The 16,339-nt window shown below is 60.2% G+C and carries 15 protein-coding genes; 5 read left to right on the top strand and 10 right to left on the bottom strand.

The features are described from left to right. The 3 genes from DT23_RS15200 to DT23_RS15190 all read right to left on the bottom strand — a co-directional run bounded on the left by DT23_RS15200 (position 1) and on the right by DT23_RS15190 (position 2,713). Positions 1-681, bottom strand: coding sequence for a YiaD family glycine zipper/OmpA-like lipoprotein (locus DT23_RS15200; RefSeq protein ID WP_038132569.1), 681 nt, complete (start codon positions 679-681; stop codon positions 1-3). Between the two features lie 159 nt (positions 682-840). After that, on the bottom strand, positions 841-1,698 hold the full coding sequence (locus tag DT23_RS15195; protein WP_038132568.1) for a methylated-DNA--[protein]-cysteine S-methyltransferase: 858 nt from the start codon (positions 1,696-1,698) through the stop codon (positions 841-843). Between the two features lie 70 nt (positions 1,699-1,768). Further along, positions 1,769-2,713: a Hint domain-containing protein gene (locus DT23_RS15190; protein WP_038132567.1), complete on the bottom strand. Its 945-nt coding sequence runs from the start codon at positions 2,711-2,713 to the stop codon at positions 1,769-1,771. Between the two features lie 168 nt (positions 2,714-2,881). Here DT23_RS15190 and nth point away from each other — a divergent pair, with 168 nt between their 5' ends. After that, on the top strand, positions 2,882-3,526 hold the full coding sequence (gene nth, locus DT23_RS15185) for an endonuclease III (protein ID WP_038132566.1): 645 nt from the start codon (positions 2,882-2,884) through the stop codon (positions 3,524-3,526). After that, a complete protein-coding gene (locus DT23_RS15180) occupies positions 3,523-4,509 on the top strand; it encodes an adenosine kinase (protein ID WP_038132565.1) in 987 nt (328 codons plus the stop codon). Before nth ends, DT23_RS15180 begins: the two co-directional genes overlap by 4 nt. A gap of 88 nt (positions 4,510-4,597) precedes the next feature. Here the strand turns inward: DT23_RS15180 and DT23_RS15175 are convergent, their stop codons facing one another. From DT23_RS15175 to DT23_RS15165, 3 genes are all read right to left on the bottom strand, one after another. Beyond that, the gene (locus tag DT23_RS15175; protein ID WP_051697347.1) at positions 4,598-5,626 is read right to left on the bottom strand and encodes a polysaccharide biosynthesis/export family protein; all 1,029 of its coding nucleotides are present in this window, start codon (positions 5,624-5,626) and stop codon (positions 4,598-4,600) included. A gap of 188 nt (positions 5,627-5,814) precedes the next feature. Continuing rightward, positions 5,815-7,110, bottom strand: a complete 1,296-nt coding sequence (locus DT23_RS15170) for an HlyD family type I secretion periplasmic adaptor subunit (protein ID WP_081847222.1) — start codon at positions 7,108-7,110, stop codon at positions 5,815-5,817. Further along, on the bottom strand, positions 7,107-8,888 hold the full coding sequence (locus tag DT23_RS15165; RefSeq protein ID WP_051697346.1) for a type I secretion system permease/ATPase: 1,782 nt from the start codon (positions 8,886-8,888) through the stop codon (positions 7,107-7,109). Before DT23_RS15165 ends, DT23_RS15170 begins: the two co-directional genes overlap by 4 nt. A gap of 146 nt (positions 8,889-9,034) precedes the next feature. Between DT23_RS15165 and DT23_RS15160 the strand changes: the two genes are divergently transcribed. From DT23_RS15160 to arsJ, 3 genes are read left to right on the top strand one after another with little or no spacing between them, the layout of a single operon-like run. Beyond that, positions 9,035-9,862, top strand: coding sequence for an arsenate reductase/protein-tyrosine-phosphatase family protein (locus DT23_RS15160; RefSeq protein ID WP_038132562.1), 828 nt, complete (start codon positions 9,035-9,037; stop codon positions 9,860-9,862). Between the two features lie 12 nt (positions 9,863-9,874). Beyond that, complete coding sequence (locus DT23_RS15155; RefSeq protein WP_038132560.1) at positions 9,875-10,873, top strand: ArsJ-associated glyceraldehyde-3-phosphate dehydrogenase; 999 nt, start codon at positions 9,875-9,877, stop codon at positions 10,871-10,873. A 29-nt stretch (positions 10,874-10,902) separates the two neighbouring features. Then, positions 10,903-12,132, top strand: a complete 1,230-nt coding sequence (arsJ, locus tag DT23_RS15150; protein ID WP_038132746.1) for an organoarsenical effux MFS transporter ArsJ — start codon at positions 10,903-10,905, stop codon at positions 12,130-12,132. On the opposite strand, the gene DT23_RS15145 is transcribed toward arsJ, so the two are convergent. The 4 genes from DT23_RS15145 to DT23_RS15130 are packed head-to-tail and all read right to left on the bottom strand — an operon-like array spanning position 12,129 to position 16,282. Further along, positions 12,129-13,439: an HlyC/CorC family transporter gene (locus DT23_RS15145; protein WP_038132558.1), complete on the bottom strand. Its 1,311-nt coding sequence runs from the start codon at positions 13,437-13,439 to the stop codon at positions 12,129-12,131. The genes arsJ and DT23_RS15145 overlap by 4 nt on opposite strands. 32 nt (positions 13,440-13,471) lie before the next feature. Beyond that, the gene (locus DT23_RS15140; protein ID WP_038132556.1) at positions 13,472-14,425 is read right to left on the bottom strand and encodes a site-specific tyrosine recombinase XerD; all 954 of its coding nucleotides are present in this window, start codon (positions 14,423-14,425) and stop codon (positions 13,472-13,474) included. Further along, a complete protein-coding gene (locus DT23_RS15135) occupies positions 14,422-16,020 on the bottom strand; it encodes a hypothetical protein (RefSeq protein ID WP_051697345.1) in 1,599 nt (532 codons plus the stop codon). The genes DT23_RS15140 and DT23_RS15135 overlap by 4 nt, the downstream gene beginning before the upstream one ends. Continuing rightward, positions 16,010-16,282 (bottom strand): hypothetical protein, encoded by a 273-nt coding sequence (locus DT23_RS15130; RefSeq protein ID WP_156023978.1) that lies wholly within the window; start codon positions 16,280-16,282, stop codon positions 16,010-16,012. The genes DT23_RS15135 and DT23_RS15130 overlap by 11 nt, the downstream gene beginning before the upstream one ends. Between the last annotated feature and the right edge of the window lie 57 nt (positions 16,283-16,339).

The following is a 16,339-nucleotide window of genomic DNA, read 5'->3' as shown; positions in this document are numbered from 1 at the left end:
TCAGTTGTTGGGGCGAATGATAAACTCGACCCGACGGTTGGCCTGACGCCCCTCTGCGGTGAGGTTGGATGCGATCGGATCGCTTTCACCGCGCCCGCTGGTGATGACGCGGGAATTGGGTACACCGCCCGCTTCAAGAACAGACGCGACCGAGCGCGCGCGCTCACGCGACAGCTTCATATTGTAAGCCGCGTCGCCTGTATTGTCGGTATGCCCGACGACCTCGACGGTGGTGTTGGGATAGCGGTTGAGGCTGCCAGCAAGCGTGTAAAGATCGCGCTGCAGATCCGGGCGCAGGTTGTAGCTGTCAGTCGCGAACAGCACGTCTTGCGGCATCGTCACGATCAACTGATTGCCCGAGCGCACGACGCTTACGCCATTGGTGGTGAGATCGCGGCGCAATTCCTGCGCTTGCCGGTCCATCTGATTGCCGATGGCACCGCCAATAAGACCGCCAACGACGGCACCCGCCGCAGCCTTGGTCAGCTTTTCGTCGCCCTTTCTGGTTGCGCCGATAGCGCCGCCAATCAATGCGCCGGTGATCGCACCCGTATTGCGATTGACGTTCGGATTTTGATCGTAATTGTTTGCTTCAGGGTAACCGCTGGGCACGCAGGCGGCCAAAGCGATTGCTGCGCCTGCGCTTAACAGAATGGTTTTGGTCTTGAGATATGTTGTCATGTTGCTCGTCTGCCTTGTCTTACGCCCCATGAAGCGAGGCTTGACGATACTTTAACGCAGAAATTGCAGGCGGGTTCCATCGACATTTCAACGCGGGCAGATTTCCGCCCATCACAGTTGTGATAACGGCTGGGCGCTGCCGATATTTCAATGCCCTGATTACTCAGCAGCGTCGGCGCGCGCGGCCTCCCAGCCAAGCATTGCGCGCTTGACGCCCAGCCCCCAGTGATAGCCCCCCAAGCCCCCGGATTTGCGCAACGCGCGATGGCACGGGATGAGATAGGAAATCGGGTTGCGGCCCACGGCTGTGCCCACCGCGCGGGTCGCTTTCGGGTGCCCGATCACGGCGGCGATGTCGGAATAGGTGGTGACATGGCCCGAGGGGATCGCCAAAAGCGCCTCCCAAACCTTTATCTGAAACGGTGCGCCGATCAGCGTCATGCGCGCCTCGCCCTTACCGGTCAGTGCCGCGTTGACCCATGCTTGCAATGGCGCTGGGTCATGCACGAAATGGGCCGCGGGCCAACGTCGGGCGAGGTCGTCGAATGCTTCGCTCTCGCCCATCTCGGCGCAAAATCCCATGCCGCATAGGCCGTGCGAGGTACCCATCGCGATAAGCGGGCCGAAGGCACTGTCAAACCTTCCCCAGTGGATTTTTACATCCGCCCCTGCGCGCGCGAATTCCCCCGGTGTCATCGCCTCCCACCGCAAAATAAGATCGTGAAGCCGCCCCGTGCCTGACAGACCGGCGCGATCCGCCACCGCATCCAGCGGCTGACGCGCCGCCAGCAAATCGCGCGCCAAATCAAGGCGCAGATACTGCTGATAGCGCTTGGGAGAGACCCCAACCCAAGCCGAGAACAGGCGCTGGAAATGCGCAGGGCTCATCGCAAGGCGATCCGCCAAAACCTGCAAAGATAGCATTTCGCCCGCTTCTTCTGCCGCATCAATCTCGCGCAAAGCACGCGCAATCAGGCGGTAGTGATACTGGTCGTCAAGCGCGGTTTGATCGGTCATTGGCGAGCCCTCTCTATTGCCCGCCAGCTTAGCCCGTGCGCCCCAATCCCGCGACCCGAAAGCTGCGCATTCAAGCGGCCATCGTGCCTTTCTTTTTGACGCTTTCGCGTGTGAACATCTCTACTTCCCACTGTGCAAGATATGCCCGTGCGGGCTGTAGATGCAGGCCTAGCAAATAGGGGGCGACGATGGCGCGCATCCCTGTTGGAAGCAACGATAGATAGGCGGCCTCGGCATGCACGGTTCCCACCCATAACCCGCCTGCCAGAACGATTTCAGGGGCATCAAAAAGCAGTGTATAAACCGCCTGTCGGCCCGGCGCGCGGGGTGGGGCGTCAATCAAATCACTGGCGTGTGCAAACATCTCGCTTTCGCCAAACCACAAATCAAGCTCGGCCCCGGCCAGAAGCACCGGGCATCGGGGCGTTATGACCAGCTGTTGTGTGGGCTGATCCTTACCAAATTGACCGGGGTCCAGCGTGAGAGGGCGTAGCTCATTCGGGGCGCGCTTTGGCACGATATGCTGACCCAGCCATAAAAGCGGTTGATAGCCATTGTCGCGCGTCAGCACCTTGTCGCCCGGTCGCAGCCAGTCGATGGGTATTTCGCCTTCATTCGTGGCGATCAACGTGCCGCCGCCAAGCGCGGGCAGGGTGGCGATTTCTTCGGGCGTGGCAGAGGCTCCGGCTTGCCACTCGGGGTATGACACACCATACCGATGCCCTGGCTCAAGCGGCGCAGAGGGAACAAGCAGCACCAGCTCGCCGTCAATTTCCACGCGATCAAGACGGATTGCCGTTTCAGGCCCCTTGAGAAAAAGGGGTAAATCGGCACTAAAGGCCCCTTGTGAAACGACCCGTCCTGCCGGGTCATAAAGCGCAACACACACTCCCTCAGCCTTAGCGGCTGGCGCGACCTGCCATAAATCGGTTGCATGGTCGAAATCCGGCGCAAGCCGCCAGCTATTGGTCGCCGTGTCATGCGCGACGCTGCCCACAGGATATCCGAATTCCATTTCAACCCCTTTCTGACGTCCCTTCCTCGCCAGTTTTGCGCCATATCGGCAAATAGCGGGTTAATTCCCAAGCAACAGGCGGGCCGAATTTGTTTCCAATTTGCGCAAAATACCGAGAGCTTTCGCGCCACACTTGCCCTTGCGCGCGCTCAAAGGCATTAGAGGGGCATGATCAAGCAATTCGACTACGCTCATATGAAAGAGGTCTTCGCCCGGTTTGAGGCCTCAGAACCCCATCCCAAGGGGGAACTAGAGCATGTGAACGCCTACACGCTGGTGGTTGCGGTTGCGCTGTCGGCGCAGGCGACGGATGCGGGGGTGAACAAGGCAACGCGGGGGCTTTTTGCGCGCGCGGACACGCCGGAAAAGATGCTTGCACTTGGCCTTGAGGGCGTGACCGAGCATATCAAAACCATCGGCCTGTTTCGTCAAAAAGCCAAGAATGTCATCAAGCTAAGCCAGATACTGGTCGATCAATACAACAGCGAGGTGCCGTCCTCGCGCGCGGCGCTGCAATCGCTTCCCGGTGTGGGGCGCAAGACGGCTAATGTTGTGCTCAATATGTGGTTTGGCCATCCTGCGCAGGCGGTCGACACGCATATTTTCCGCGTTGGCAATCGCAGCGGCATCTGTCCGGGCAAAGACGTTGACGCCGTCGAGCGCGCAATCGAAGACAATGTCCCCGTGGAATATCAACGTCATGCGCATCACTGGTTGATCCTGCATGGGCGCTATATCTGCGTGGCACGCAAACCCAAATGTGGCGCCTGTCCGATCCGGGATCTGTGCCAGTTCGAGGAGAAAACTCTGTGACATCCTATCAAGTCGTCGGTATCGGCAATGCCGTGGTCGATGTGATCGCGCAATGCGATGACAGCTTTCTGGCCCATATGGGCATCGAAAAAGGTATCATGCAGCTGATTGAGCGCGAGCGTGCTGAAACGCTGTATGCGGCGATGAAAGAGCGCACGCAGGCCCCCGGCGGCTCGGTTGGCAATACCATCGCGGGGCTGGGAAATCTTGGGCTACAAACCGCCTTTATCGGTCGGGTTCGCGACGACGCACTTGGCCGGTTTTACGAGACCGCGCTGCATGGCGAGGGCACGGATTTTCCGAACGTCCCCGTCGAGGAAGGCGAATTGCCCAGCTCGCGCTCGATGATCTTTGTGACGCCCGACGGCGAGCGCTCGATGAACACCTATCTCGGGATTTCCGCCGAGGTTTCGACCGAAGATGTCAGCCTCGACGTCGTGGAAAACACAGCGATCCTGTTTCTCGAAGGGTATCTTTTTGACAAGGATCACGGCAAGGCGGCGTTCCTCAAGGCGGCTCAGGGGTGCCATCGCGGCGGCGGTAAGGCAGGGATCGCGCTGTCGGACCCGTTCTGTGTGGAACGTCACCGCGGCGATTTTCGCAGGTTGGTGGCCGAACAGATGGATTATGTGATCGGCAACGAGCACGAGTGGCAGTCGCTTTATCAGACCGATCTTGATTCGGCCCTGAAGCAGGCGGCGCTTGAGTGCGAGTTGGTGGTGTGCACGCGATCGGGGTCTGACGTGGTGGTGATGCGCGGTGATGAGCGCGTGGAAGTGCCTGTCAAGCGCGTGGTGCCGGTGGATGCCACGGGGGCGGGCGATCAATTCGCGGCTGGCTTCCTGTATGGCTACGCAATGGGGCAAAGCCTTGAGACGGCGGGTCGCATGGGCTGCATCGCGGCGGCTGAAGTCATCGGCCATTATGGCGCGCGTCCCGAGGTCGATGTCAAAAAACTTTTCGCCGAGCATGGTGTGATCTGACACCCGCCAGCGGTTTTGAAAAAAGCGCGCCCGTCAAAACCATGACGGGCGCGTTTTGCATTTCTAAGCCAGACGGCGTCGATCCGGCCTACAGCCGGTTCCCCGTCACCAACAAAGTATTGAGCAGGCCAAAGACCGTGCGCACGCTGACCACCGGCGATTCGGTGACGATGACCGTATCTTTGGGGTTGATTTGGAATTTGCGCGCGGCGAACAAGCCCTCGCCACTGGTCACATCAAAGACGAACGCGACATCGCGCTGTGACGGACCAGAGCCATCGGTGCGCACCTGCTTGGCGCTATATTCCCGCAAGACCAGAACGCCCTTGGGATTTGCCCGCGTGTCGTCCAGCCCGCCGATCAGCGACATCGCCTCGAGCGCGGTGATCTTTTCTTGCTCAAAGTGGATCAGATTTTCCGTGCCGCTGGCCCCGAAGGCCGTGAAATAGCGTTGGTCTTCTTGCACGACGACCTTGTCGCCACCGCGCAAAACCGTGTTGTAGGACGCATCCGAAAACAGCTTGTCGGCGCGGATGTCATAGGTCTTGCCGCCGCGCATCAGCCGCACAAGCGGGTTCTTGAGGTTGGCCGAAACGCCGCCGCCTTGCGCGATCGCGGACAAGATCGTGCTGTTGCGATTGGGCAGCGGATAAGTGCCGGGCTTGGCCACCCCAGACACAAGATCGACCGAGCTTTCCTGGCCCGGTTCATAGCTTAACTGGACCTGCGCCGAGGCGATAAACGGCTGCAAGGCAGACGCGATTTTGCGGCGCGCAGAGGTCGGGGACATGCCGCGAATCAAAATATCGCCGGCATAGGGAACAAAGATTGTGCCATCCGGTGACACGCGGACTTTGTTGATCGAGACCTCTTTTTGCGTCGTGCCAGTCAGCAGCGAGTTCTCGCTATTGTCCCAGATTTGCAGGCTCACCATATCCCCGGTGCTGATCACAGGCGCATTGGAACCACGGCTGGTGCGAAGCCAATTATACGTTCCTGTCCAACCTGTTGCGGGCCAGGAATCCAGGAATTTGACGTTGTCGCGCTGCACCCGAACGACCTCAAAGGGGGCATCGGCATTTTCGCTTTGGTCACGTCCAATGATCTCATTTGTCATGCCGATGCCACGGGGCAGAGAGCACGCACTCAACGCGATAACGCAGGACAAAGCTAAAACGGTCTTAAGAAATATTTGATGCAAATTCTATGACTCCCCCGAGATCTCTCGGCTGCGCAGACTTTTTAGCTTTTTTTTGCTGCAAGGCACATAGCAAAACAATCTTCTGAGACGCATTTTGGCCCGGTTCAATCGTCGCGCATCGCTCGGGAAAAATAATCGGTAAATGGTTTGATCAAGATCGAGGCGAGGGGGCGCGATCCTGTGGCAATAAAGGCGTCGAATGGCATGCCGGGTTTGGGGCCTAACGATTGTAGTGCCGCGCTGCTTTGCGGCGTCAGCTCCAGCTCGGCAGTGTAGTAATGCGCGCCGGTTTGCGCATCGTTCATCGTGTCGGCCGAGATGCTGCGGACAAGCGCGCTAAAGCTGGGCGTGGTGCGTGTGTTGAAATTTGGAAATGTCACGGCCGCGGATGAACCGGGCTGAATCCGGTCAATTTTACGCGGATCGAGTCTGACTTCAAATTGCAGCGCTTGGCCTTGCGGCACGATGGAAATCACTTCGCGCCCGGGGGCGACGACTCCGCCGATCGTGTGAACATCAAGCGATAGCACACGTCCGGCCATGGGCGCGCGTAAGACCAAACGCCCCAGTTTCGTGTTGATCAGGCGCAGCTTTTCACGGAGCTGATTTTCGGTCTGTTCAAAGGCGCGGATCTCTTCGTTTATTTCCTGATGGCGCACGGATTCGTCGTGCAGTCTCTGGATCTCATACTCCGCGATCAGGCTGTTGGCTTTGGCTGTCGCAGCCTCTATTTCGCCGATGCTCCCCTCAAGATTGGCAAGTTCGCGGCGTAGGGCCAGAACGCGCGATGCTTGCGTCAAGCCGCGATCATAAAGAGACATTTGATCGCTAAGCTCTTGCGAAATAAGATTAACTTGGCGCTTTCGCGCGTTAAGCTGGTGGGCGTATCCGTCGATAAGCGCCTCGGTCTGGATCTTGCGTTCGCGCCATTGCGCCCGCGTCTTTTTCAGCGTTTCGCGCCGTGTCGTCAATTGGTGGCGCTCTGCCCTGAGCATGCGCGAAATAACGCGGCTTTCATCTGCGACTTTCAGCAGCTCGGGTAGATAGATCAAGGTCGAATGCTCGTTCAGCTCGGCACGTCGCAGATCAATCTGGGCCAGCGTGCTGTAAAGGTCATTGCGTAGCAAGCTGCGCTGGGCCTCTAGCTCTGTGCCATCAAGGCGGATCAGGGGCGCGCCTGCCTCAACGTGATCACCTGCTTGCACGTTGATTTCATCGACCAGCCCGCCGTCAGGATGCTGCAGAATTTGAGTATGCGCATTTAGGGCGATGCGCCCGGTGGTGATAACCGCGCCGTTAATATCTGTTACGATCGCCCACCATAGCGCACCGCCAAGCCCGATCGCCCAGGTCAGAATTCCGAGCATGAGAAAATTTGCAGGAGACCAGCGGCCTGTCATGCTTGCGCCCTCTTTCGTGCCTCAACGGCAGGGCTGGCGGCGTTCATCAGTTTCACGAGCACTTCGTCGCGCGGCCCGAAGGCGCGCATATGGCCGCTATCAATCATCAAAACCAGATTACAATGCGCCAATGCAGAGCGGCGATGTGACATAACAAAGGTGATTTTTCCCAATTGGCGCGCAGTCGCGATGGCTTGGTTGAGGGCGTGAATCCCTTCGTCGTCCAGCGCAGAATTGGGTTCATCCAAGACCAGAATGATGGGATCGCCGTAAAACGCACGCGCCAGCCCGATGCGTTGACGTTGCCCGCCCGACAGTTCCTTACCGCCATCGGTGACGCGGGTGTCATAGCCATCGGGCAGCCCCAAAATCAGATCGTGGGCCGCCGCCGCTTGTGCTGCAATCACAATGGCTTGCGGGTCGGCTTGGTTTGAAAATCGCGCGATATTCTCTGCGATTGTCCCGTCGAAAAGGACGATATCTTGCGGCAGATATCCAAGATATGTCCCAAGCTGATCGGGGTCGTATTGCTTCAATTCGGCCCCATCCAGCCGGATATCGCCCTGCGCCGGGGCCCATAGGCCCACAAGCGCGCGCGCCAGTGTGGATTTCCCGGATGCGGAGGGGCCAATCACGGCGATCGCATCGCCCGCTTTTGCCGTTAGCCGGATGCCTTGCAATGTCGGGACGCGCCCGCCGGGTGGCACCACAGCCAGATTGTTCAGGGCGATGCGGGCTTGGGGGGCGGGCAGATCCATCGGTTTTTGTCGCTCTGGCAATGCGGTGAGCAATGCGGTCAATGATTTGCGCGCACTCCACGCCCGCTGAATTTGCGGCCATTGTGCCACGGTCTGTTCAACTGGCCCCAGCGAGCGCCCCAGCAGAATTGACCCCGCTATCATCGCCCCCGCCGATAGCGCATTTTGCAGCACCAACCACGCGCCCAGTGCCAACATCGTGGACTGCAACAAGATGCGAAACGCCTTGGTTATCGCCGTGATGCCACCCCCCAGATCAGAGGCATGCATGCGCGCGTCGAGCGCACGCTCATTCGCGTCAGTGCGACGCCGCATCATATTCTGGCGCATCCCCAAGCCCAGTAGGGTCTCAATCTCTTTGCGCATAGAGGCGCCGCGCATTTCGGCCTCATCCATGGCGAGCAGCGCCTCGTTTTGACTGCGTTTGGTCAGCATCTGGTTTGCAACCGCCAAAGCCAGAATCAGCACCGTGCTGGCTATAGCAAGCCATCCCATCAGCGGGTGAAACAGAAACAACACGCTCAAATAGATTGGCGCCCAAGGAAGGTCGAAAACCGCGCTGAAGGCCGGGGTGGAAAACAGCCCTTGTATCTGTGCGAGATCGCGTTGTGCAGAGCTTGATCTCGCGCGCGCAGCGGGAAATTCGGCTTGGCGCAAGACCGCGCGAAATACCCGCGCATCCAGGCGGTCATGCAAATGCGCGCCGATGCGCGCCAGCACCCGACCGCGTGAAAAATCCAGGATTCCCATCGTGATAAAGACAAAGACAACCATACCAAACAGCACGATCAACGTGCTGGTCGAGCGACTGCCAAGCACCCGATCATAGACCTGCAACATAAACAGCGGGCCGGTGAGCATCAGAAAGTTGATCGTGGCGCTGAACAAAGCCACGCCGACAAGTGCCCAAAAGCTCTCCTTCAGGGCATCTGCGATTTCGCGCGATGGATGGTCTTTGGCCATAGGTCGTAAACCCCGAGACAGCAACTGGCGCAGAGCCAGCAAGAGAGTGTCAGCCATGCTAGCCCCGGAAATCTTAAGGAAGGTCTTCTCCGGAACGGTTTTTTCCAGACATCCTTTCCAGAAGGTGAATCCGGATGCCCAGACGTCGCGCTGTTACAAAAACTTCACTTTTCGCCCGTCTATATTTCATATATACGTGAAATATGGAAAAAGAGATCCCAGACCGCCTAACTGCCCTTGGCCACGCCCACCGTTTGGCCCTGTTCCGGTTGTTAATGCGCCGCTATCCCGACCGTATGCCTGCGGGTGAAATTGCGCAGGTGCTGGGCGTTAAGGCCAGCACGCTGTCGACCTATCTTGGCACGCTGATGCAGGTCGGGCTGATCACGCAGATGCGGGTGGGGACCTCGCTGCTTTACACGGTGGATATGGCGCAGGTTCGCGTGACCTTCGACTATATCCTGCTCGATTGCTGCCGTGGCCGACCCGAGATCTGCGCCCACGATCCGATCCCCGACCTCAACGGAGTCTCACCCATGGAAGACCGCAAATTCAACGTGCTGTTCATCTGCACCGGCAATTCGGCCCGCTCGATCATGGCCGAAACTATCCTGCGCGAAAGTGCGGGGGAGCGCTTTGTCGCGCATTCGGCAGGCACGAAACCGCAGTCCGAACTCAACCCGTTTGCGGTGCAGGTGCTGCGCGACAAGGATCATGATGTGACGCCGCTGCGCGCAAAGACTCTCGCCGAGTTCCAAGGTGCTGATGCCCCCAAGTTCGACTTCGTCTTCACCGTCTGCGATCTGGCCGCGAATGAAGAATGCCCGCCTTGGCCCGGTCAGCCGATCAGCGGCCATTGGGGCCTGCCCGACCCGGTGAAGGTCGAGGGCACGAGCGCCGAGAAGGCCCTCGCCTTTCAGCAGACCTATGGCGCGATGCGCCGCCGGATTGAGGCCTTCACCGCCTTGCCGCTAGAGGCGCTTGATCGCATCGCTTTGCAATCCGCCGTCGATGATATCGGCCGCAGCTAAAGGAATTATCTCGTGACAACATATGCTTTGAACGGTCTTGGCCGGATCGGCAAACTGGCGCTGAAACCGTTGCTTGCGCGTGGTGCGAAAATCGCGTGGATCAACGACGCGGTGGGTGACCCGGAAATGCACGCGCATCTGTTGGAATTTGACAGCGTGCATGGCCGTTGGGACGCTGCGTTTTCTTATGACGCGGACAGTGTGACGGTTGATGGCACGCGCCTGCCCATCGTCGGCGCCAAACGGATCGAGGATCTGCCTTTGGAGGGCGTCGATGTGGTCATCGATTGCACCGGCGTGTTCAAATCCGAGGCTGCACTGGCCCCCTATTTCGCGGCTGGCGTCAAGAAGGTGGTAGTGTCCGCCCCGGTCAAGGACGGGGCGACCGCCAACATCGTTTATGGTGTGAATGAAACCACTTACGACGCGGCACAGCACAGCATCATCACTGCGGCAAGCTGCACGACGAATTGTCTTGCGCCGGTGGTCAAGGTCATCCACGAGGCGCTGGGCATCAAACATGGCGCGATCACCACGATCCATGATGTGACCAACACCCAGACCCTCGTCGACCGCCCCGCCAAGGACTTGCGGCGCGCGCGTTCGGCGCTGACCTCGCTGATCCCGACGACGACGGGTTCGGCTACGGCGATTACGTTGATTTACCCTGAACTCAAGGGGCGGCTGAACGGCCATGCGGTGCGGGTGCCGCTGCTGAATGCCTCGCTGACCGATTGCGTTTTCGAGGTCGCGCGCGCCACCACCGCAGATGAGGTCAACGCGCTGTTCAAAGCGGCGGCCGAAGGCCCGCTCAAGGGGATCTTGGGCTACGAAACACGCCCGCTGGTCTCGGCGGATTACACCAATGACACGCGCTCTTCGATCATTGATGCGCCCTCGACAATGGTGGTGAACGGCACGCAGGTAAAGATATATGCGTGGTATGACAATGAGATGGGCTATGCGCATCGCCTGATCGACGTGGCGCTGATGGTCGGGAAATCGCTGTGAGCGCGGCCCGATCTGTGCGCCCCGAGGGCATGTCAGCCTATATCGCGGTCACGGCGGCTTATTGGGCGTTCATGCTGAGCGATGGCGCGTTGCGCATGCTCGTGCTGCTGCACTTCCACACGCTTGGATTTTCGCCGGTGCAACTGGCCTATCTGTTCGTGCTTTATGAGATCGCGGGGATGGTGACGAACCTGTCTGCGGGCTGGATCGCGGCGCGTTTTGGACTGGGCGCGACGCTGTATGCCGGGCTTGGCTTGCAGGTGCTGGCGCTGTTGGCACTGTCGCAGCTTGATCCATCTTGGGCGATAGGACTGTCGGTCGCCTATGTGATGGTTGTGCAGGGGCTAAGCGGGGTGGCCAAGGATCTTGCCAAGATGTCGTCGAAATCCGCGGTGAAGCTGCTGGCGCCTTCGGAAAATGGCGGATTGTTTCGCTGGGTTGCGGTGCTGACTGGCTCGAAAAACGCGGTAAAGGGCGTGGGCTTTCTGCTGGGCGCAGGTTTGCTCGCAGGCGTCGGGTTTGACGGGGCGGTGCTGGGCATGGCGGCGGTTCTGGCGGTGATCCTGATCGCGATCGTGTTGGCGATGCCGCCGGGGCTGCCCAAAGGGCGCAAGGGGGCGAAGTTCTCGGAAGTCTTCTCGAAATCGGCCAATGTGAACTGGCTTTCAGCGGCGCGGGTATTCCTGTTCGGCGCGCGTGATGTCTGGTTCGTGGTCGGCATCCCGATCTATTTCTACGCGGTCCTGTCAGATGGCACACCCGCCGGAGACCGCGCGGCATTCTTCCTGATCGGCACGTTCATGGCGGTGTGGATCATTCTTTACGGCGCGGTTCAGGCCGCAGCACCACGTATCCTGCGCGCTGCCGCCCGCCCCGAGTCCGAACTGATCGGCGCCGCGCGCCACTGGGCACTGGCGCTGTTCTTCGTGCCCGCGCTGCTGACTTTGGCTGCGTGGTTTGCGCCTGAAACGGCGCTGTGGTTCAGCGTCACGCTGATCGTCGGGTTGCTGGCGTTTGGGGCGATCTTTGCGATCAATTCGTCGCTGCATTCCTACCTGATCCTCGCGTTTTCCAAGGCAGAGCGGGTCACGATGGATGTCGGTTTTTACTATATGGCCAATGCGGGCGGGCGGCTGATCGGCACGCTTTTATCGGGGCTGACCTATCAGCTTGGCGGGCTGCCGCTTGTTCTGGGTTGCGCCAGTGTCATGGTCGCTTTCAGTGCCGTCTTCGCGGGGCGGCTGGATGCAAACGCCTAGCTAATATTGGCGAGCGGGCGAATTTTCAGCTGCGTCAGCCGGTTATCCTTGCGCGCGGCGACCTCAAAGCGGAAGCCGTGAAAGGCGAAAACCTGACCCTCGGTCGGGATTGTCTGGGCCTCGTGAATGACCAAACCGGCAAGGGTGTTGGCCTCGTCATCGGGCAGGTTCCAGTCTGTTTCCCGGTTGAAATCGCGGATCGTCATCGCGCCTTCGACGATATAATCGCCGCTTTCCGTGGGCTTGAGACGGCGGTCGGCTTTGGGGTCGAATTCGTCGGTAATCTCACCAACGATTTCCTCGAGAATGTCTTCGAGCGTCAGCAATCCGCGCAGATCGCCATATTCATCCACCACCAGCGCAAAATGGGTGCGCCGTTTCAGGAACTCCTGCATCTGCTCGTCCAGCGGCGTGGTTTCGGGGATGAAATAGGGCTTCATCATCACCTTCGCGATATCAAGATCGGAGACGCTCTCCAGATTGCCATCGCCGCCCCGCACGACCTTTTCCACCGCGCGCAAAAGGTCTTTGGAATGGATAATACCCACCACATTCTCGCGTTCTCCACGATACAGCGGCAGGCGGGTATGGGACGAAGACAGCACGGCCGACAGGATCGCATCGGGGTCGTCGCTGATATCCAGCATCTCGATTTGCGAACGGTGCAGCATGATCTCTTCGACGGTGCGGTTGCCCAGATCAAGCGCACCAAGCAGACGGTCGCGGTCTTCCTTGTCGACCTGCCCCTCGGACTGGCCAATCGCCAGCGCCCCGGCGATTTCTTCTTGCAGCGAAAACATGTGCTGGTTCTTGTCGGTGCGCATCCCGAAGGCATACAAAATGCCGCGCACGATCATCCGCACTACGGCAACAATCGGGGCAAGGATGCGGGTGAACACCTTGATCGGAGCGGCCACTTTGGCAGCCACTTTTTCGGGCAGGGTGATCGCGTAGGTCTTGGGCAGAACTTCGGAGAAGATCAGCACCAACAGCGTCATCACAACCGTTGCCAGCGCGACACCCGACTGCCCGAACGTCTTGGTCAGCAGCGCCGTCGCCAGTGAGGCGGACAGGATATTGACCACGTTATTGCCCAGCAAGATCGCACCGATCAGCCGCTCGCTGTCTTCGGTCACATCCAGCGCGGTTTGCGCGCCTTTTTCGCCGCGATCAGCTTGCGATTTCAGCTTGGCGCGGCTGGCCGCTGTCAGCGCGGTCTCCGAGCCCGAAAAGAACGCCGAAAATGCCAGCAGCAGCACGATGGCGCCAGCGGTGATCCAAAAGGCAAGGTCGAATACGTTTTCCATGCCTCAGGTTATGGGCTGCACCGGGGCGCTATTCAAGCGCCACGATCACCTTTGGCAAGCGGATGATGTTCCAGCACAAGGTCTTTCAGGCGCTCGTCCAGAACATGGGTGTAGATCTCGGTGGTAGACAGATCGGCATGGCCCAGCAGCATCTGGATCGCGCGCAGATCGGCCCCGCCTTGCAGCAGATGGGTCGCGAAAGCGTGGCGCAGGACGTGGGGTGTGACTTTGGCGGGGCTAATGCCTGCGTTGACCGCAATATCCTTGAGCAGGCGGTGAAAACCCTGACGTGTCAGATGGCCTTCCTTGCCGCTTGAGGGAAACAAAAACCGCGAGGGCGGGATGCGGCGTTTGACGCGCGCCTCTTCCTCGGCGGCATCACGCGCGCGCAGCCAATCTGCCAAAGCCTCGCGGGCCGGGGGTGACAGCGGCACCATGCGTTCCTTGCCGCCCTTACCTGAAATCAACAGCATTCGCGGATCGCCGCGCGCCGCTGCCACCGGCAGGCCGACCAGTTCGCTGACCCGCATGCCCGTGGCGTAAAGCAGCTCCATCAAGGCGCGGTTGCGGATCTGGTCGCGCAGCGAGCGGCCCTGATCGCGCGCGGCCTCCAGCAGGGCCTCGACCTCTTCCAGGCTCAGCGTTTTGGGCAAGCGCTGCGCGCGTCCCGGCCCGGCGATGCGGATTGCCGGATCGTCGCTGCGCCAGCCTTCCTCATAGGCAAAGCGAAACATCTGCCGGATCGCGCTAAGCCTGCGTGCGCGAGTCGATTTGGCCAGCCCGTCAGCCTCACAGCGGATCAGGTAGGTTTCAATGTCGCCACGTTGCAAGGTCGCCAGCGCGAGGGATTTCGCGAGCGCGAAGGCGCAAAAATCCGTCAGATCGCGCGCATAGCTTTCGATGGTGTTGCGCGCGGCCCCGGCCTCGGCGGCTTGTGCCTCAAGGAAAGCGGGCAGCCAACGCAGATCGGGAGGGGCGTCACTCATCCGCGTCGATCCAGCACGATCAACTCAATCGCCGCGCGCCGCGCCGTCGTTTCCAGCCCCGCCAGACGCAGCAGTTTCAGCCCGTCCACCAAGCGCGGATAATCGCCGCGCGCGCCCTGCGCCACATCGTCAATGGCATGCAACAGCGCCAGCCCCAACTGATCGGGCAACAGGCCTGCGTAGCGGGTGGGCACGGCGTTAGGGCCGTGACCGGGGGCCGTGTCAAAGACCTGCTTGAGCGCGCGGGTCAAACCATCCTGACCGGGAATGCCGGCGGATTGCCCCTTGGCAAACCCGGCCAGCAGCGCTGCATTTGCGCCCAAATCCGATCCATCGCTTGCAATCGTTTCGTAATCGGGCGTCAAAAGCCCCAAGTCATGGGCGATGCGACCCGCCTCGCCTTGCAGGCCCATTGCGGCCAGTTGCGTGCCGTAAAGCGCGGCCAGCGTCGGCTCCAGCTCTTGGCTCGACATTTCGCGCCACGCGCGGGGCAGGGCCTTGGCGACCGCAGCGCTGTCTTGCGCCTTGATCGCCTTATCCAGCGCCGTGATGGCCGTGACGCGATCCCAAAGAGACCCCGAGGCCGCAGCCTTGCGTTCGGTATAAAGCCCCAGCAAGCGGTTGGGATCAAGCACACCAGCACGCGCCAGACGTTCGCCCGCCTCTAGCTGCGCCTTCCAGCCGTTATTTTCGGTCAGATCGGCATGGGCGAACGCCAGCGGCAGCATCGAGGTCGCAAGCGGCTGCCCGATTGCCTCCATCATCTTGTAACTGAGCGGTGTCACCGGATCAGGCGGCGTCAATTCATCCGCGCCATCGGCCAAGGCCGGATCCAGAAACTGCGCGATCAACTCGGCCTGATCATCGGGGATCTGCCCCAACGCGCGGCCGGTGCCATAGGTCAGCTCGGCCGTGTCCCAGTTGCCCATGCGCGCCAGACAAAAGATGCGCGCCGGATATGAGGGCGCAATGCCGGGCGTGCGCCCCATCACGCGGCAGGCCTCAGTTTCGTTGCCAAGCAGCAGCGCCACATCAAAGCGCCGCCGGAAAACTGCCGGATTGGTCGGATCGGCGAGTTCCAGCAGCGCATGCGCTTGCTGCAACGCGCCCATATCCAGCAACCGGTCCACCCGCGCAAGATACAGCATATCGCGCTGCGCGGGGGTAGTGATCTGGGGCGGGTCCAGCTCTGCCAAAAGCAGCGTCAAAAGCAGATCATGCAGCGCGGGCAGGTTGTCATCGGGGGTATCGCGCAGCGCGCTGGCCAGTTCCGGCGCAGGCGTGCGTCCCCACAGATCGGCAGGCAATCCGGTGCGCGCCAGCGACAACAGCCCCAGCGCATCCGCCGAAGGCGCATCAAGGGACAGGACCGAAATCGACTCGATTCCTCCCGCGCCGGACACGGGGGGATGGGCTGTGCCATCGGGGCGCACGGCGGCTGGCGTCACGACCGAGCGCGACAGCCAGTCAATCGCTGAAAGCGGTTTTGCGGCATTCCCTTGGGCGCCTTGTGATTGCCCGAAGGCGGGTGCGACCACAATCGCCCCGCTTATCACAAGCGCCGTCAGGGCTGGAAAGCTGCGCTTAATCCCCACCCTTAGCCCCGCTACTGCCAGGGCCACCCGGCAAGGTGACCTCAATACGCTGCTGCTGCGCATCGGGTTTCATGTCGCCCAGATAGGCATAGCCGATGATCCCGATCGCGCCGAGCACCAGAAGGATCACGACGAGCTTGAAGATGCGCCCCATAGTCTCACTTTCAGCCGAATTGCGGCCCGTCCCGAAGCGGCGCGCCGTTCTTAGTTGCGGTTTCACATTGATCATATATGGCTTTTCAGGGAAGTTCACGCCATTCAAGGGGTCTCGTTTCACGTTTGTGCAAGGCTCCGCCGATGGGGCCGCGTGCGGGCCAAA

Source organism: Thioclava indica, from assembly GCF_000714545.1.
Taxonomy (GTDB): Bacteria; Pseudomonadota; Alphaproteobacteria; order Rhodobacterales; family Rhodobacteraceae; genus Thioclava; species Thioclava indica.
The sequence above is the reverse complement of the archived record's forward strand: the minus strand, read 5'-3'. Positions and strand labels throughout refer to the sequence as shown.

Bases quoted from the DNA above. Each gene is read 5' to 3' on its own strand.
- DT23_RS15200 (WP_038132569.1), bottom strand. From the start codon at position 681: ATGACAACATATCTCAAGACCAAAACCATTCTGTTAAGCGCAGGCGCA.
- DT23_RS15195 (WP_038132568.1), bottom strand. From the start codon at position 1,698: ATGACCGATCAAACCGCGCTTGACGACCAGTATCACTACCGCCTGATT.
- DT23_RS15190 (WP_038132567.1), bottom strand. From the start codon at position 2,713: ATGGAATTCGGATATCCTGTGGGCAGCGTCGCGCATGACACGGCGACC.
- nth (WP_038132566.1), top strand. From the start codon at position 2,882: ATGATCAAGCAATTCGACTACGCTCATATGAAAGAGGTCTTCGCCCGG.
- DT23_RS15175 (WP_051697347.1), bottom strand. From the start codon at position 5,626: ATGACAAATGAGATCATTGGACGTGACCAAAGCGAAAATGCCGATGCC.
- DT23_RS15170 (WP_081847222.1), bottom strand. From the start codon at position 7,110: ATGACAGGCCGCTGGTCTCCTGCAAATTTTCTCATGCTCGGAATTCTG.
- DT23_RS15165 (WP_051697346.1), bottom strand. From the start codon at position 8,888: ATGGCTGACACTCTCTTGCTGGCTCTGCGCCAGTTGCTGTCTCGGGGT.
- DT23_RS15160 (WP_038132562.1), top strand. From the start codon at position 9,035: ATGGAAAAAGAGATCCCAGACCGCCTAACTGCCCTTGGCCACGCCCAC.
- arsJ (WP_038132746.1), top strand. From the start codon at position 10,903: ATGTCAGCCTATATCGCGGTCACGGCGGCTTATTGGGCGTTCATGCTG.
- DT23_RS15145 (WP_038132558.1), bottom strand. From the start codon at position 13,439: ATGGAAAACGTATTCGACCTTGCCTTTTGGATCACCGCTGGCGCCATC.
- DT23_RS15140 (WP_038132556.1), bottom strand. From the start codon at position 14,425: ATGAGTGACGCCCCTCCCGATCTGCGTTGGCTGCCCGCTTTCCTTGAG.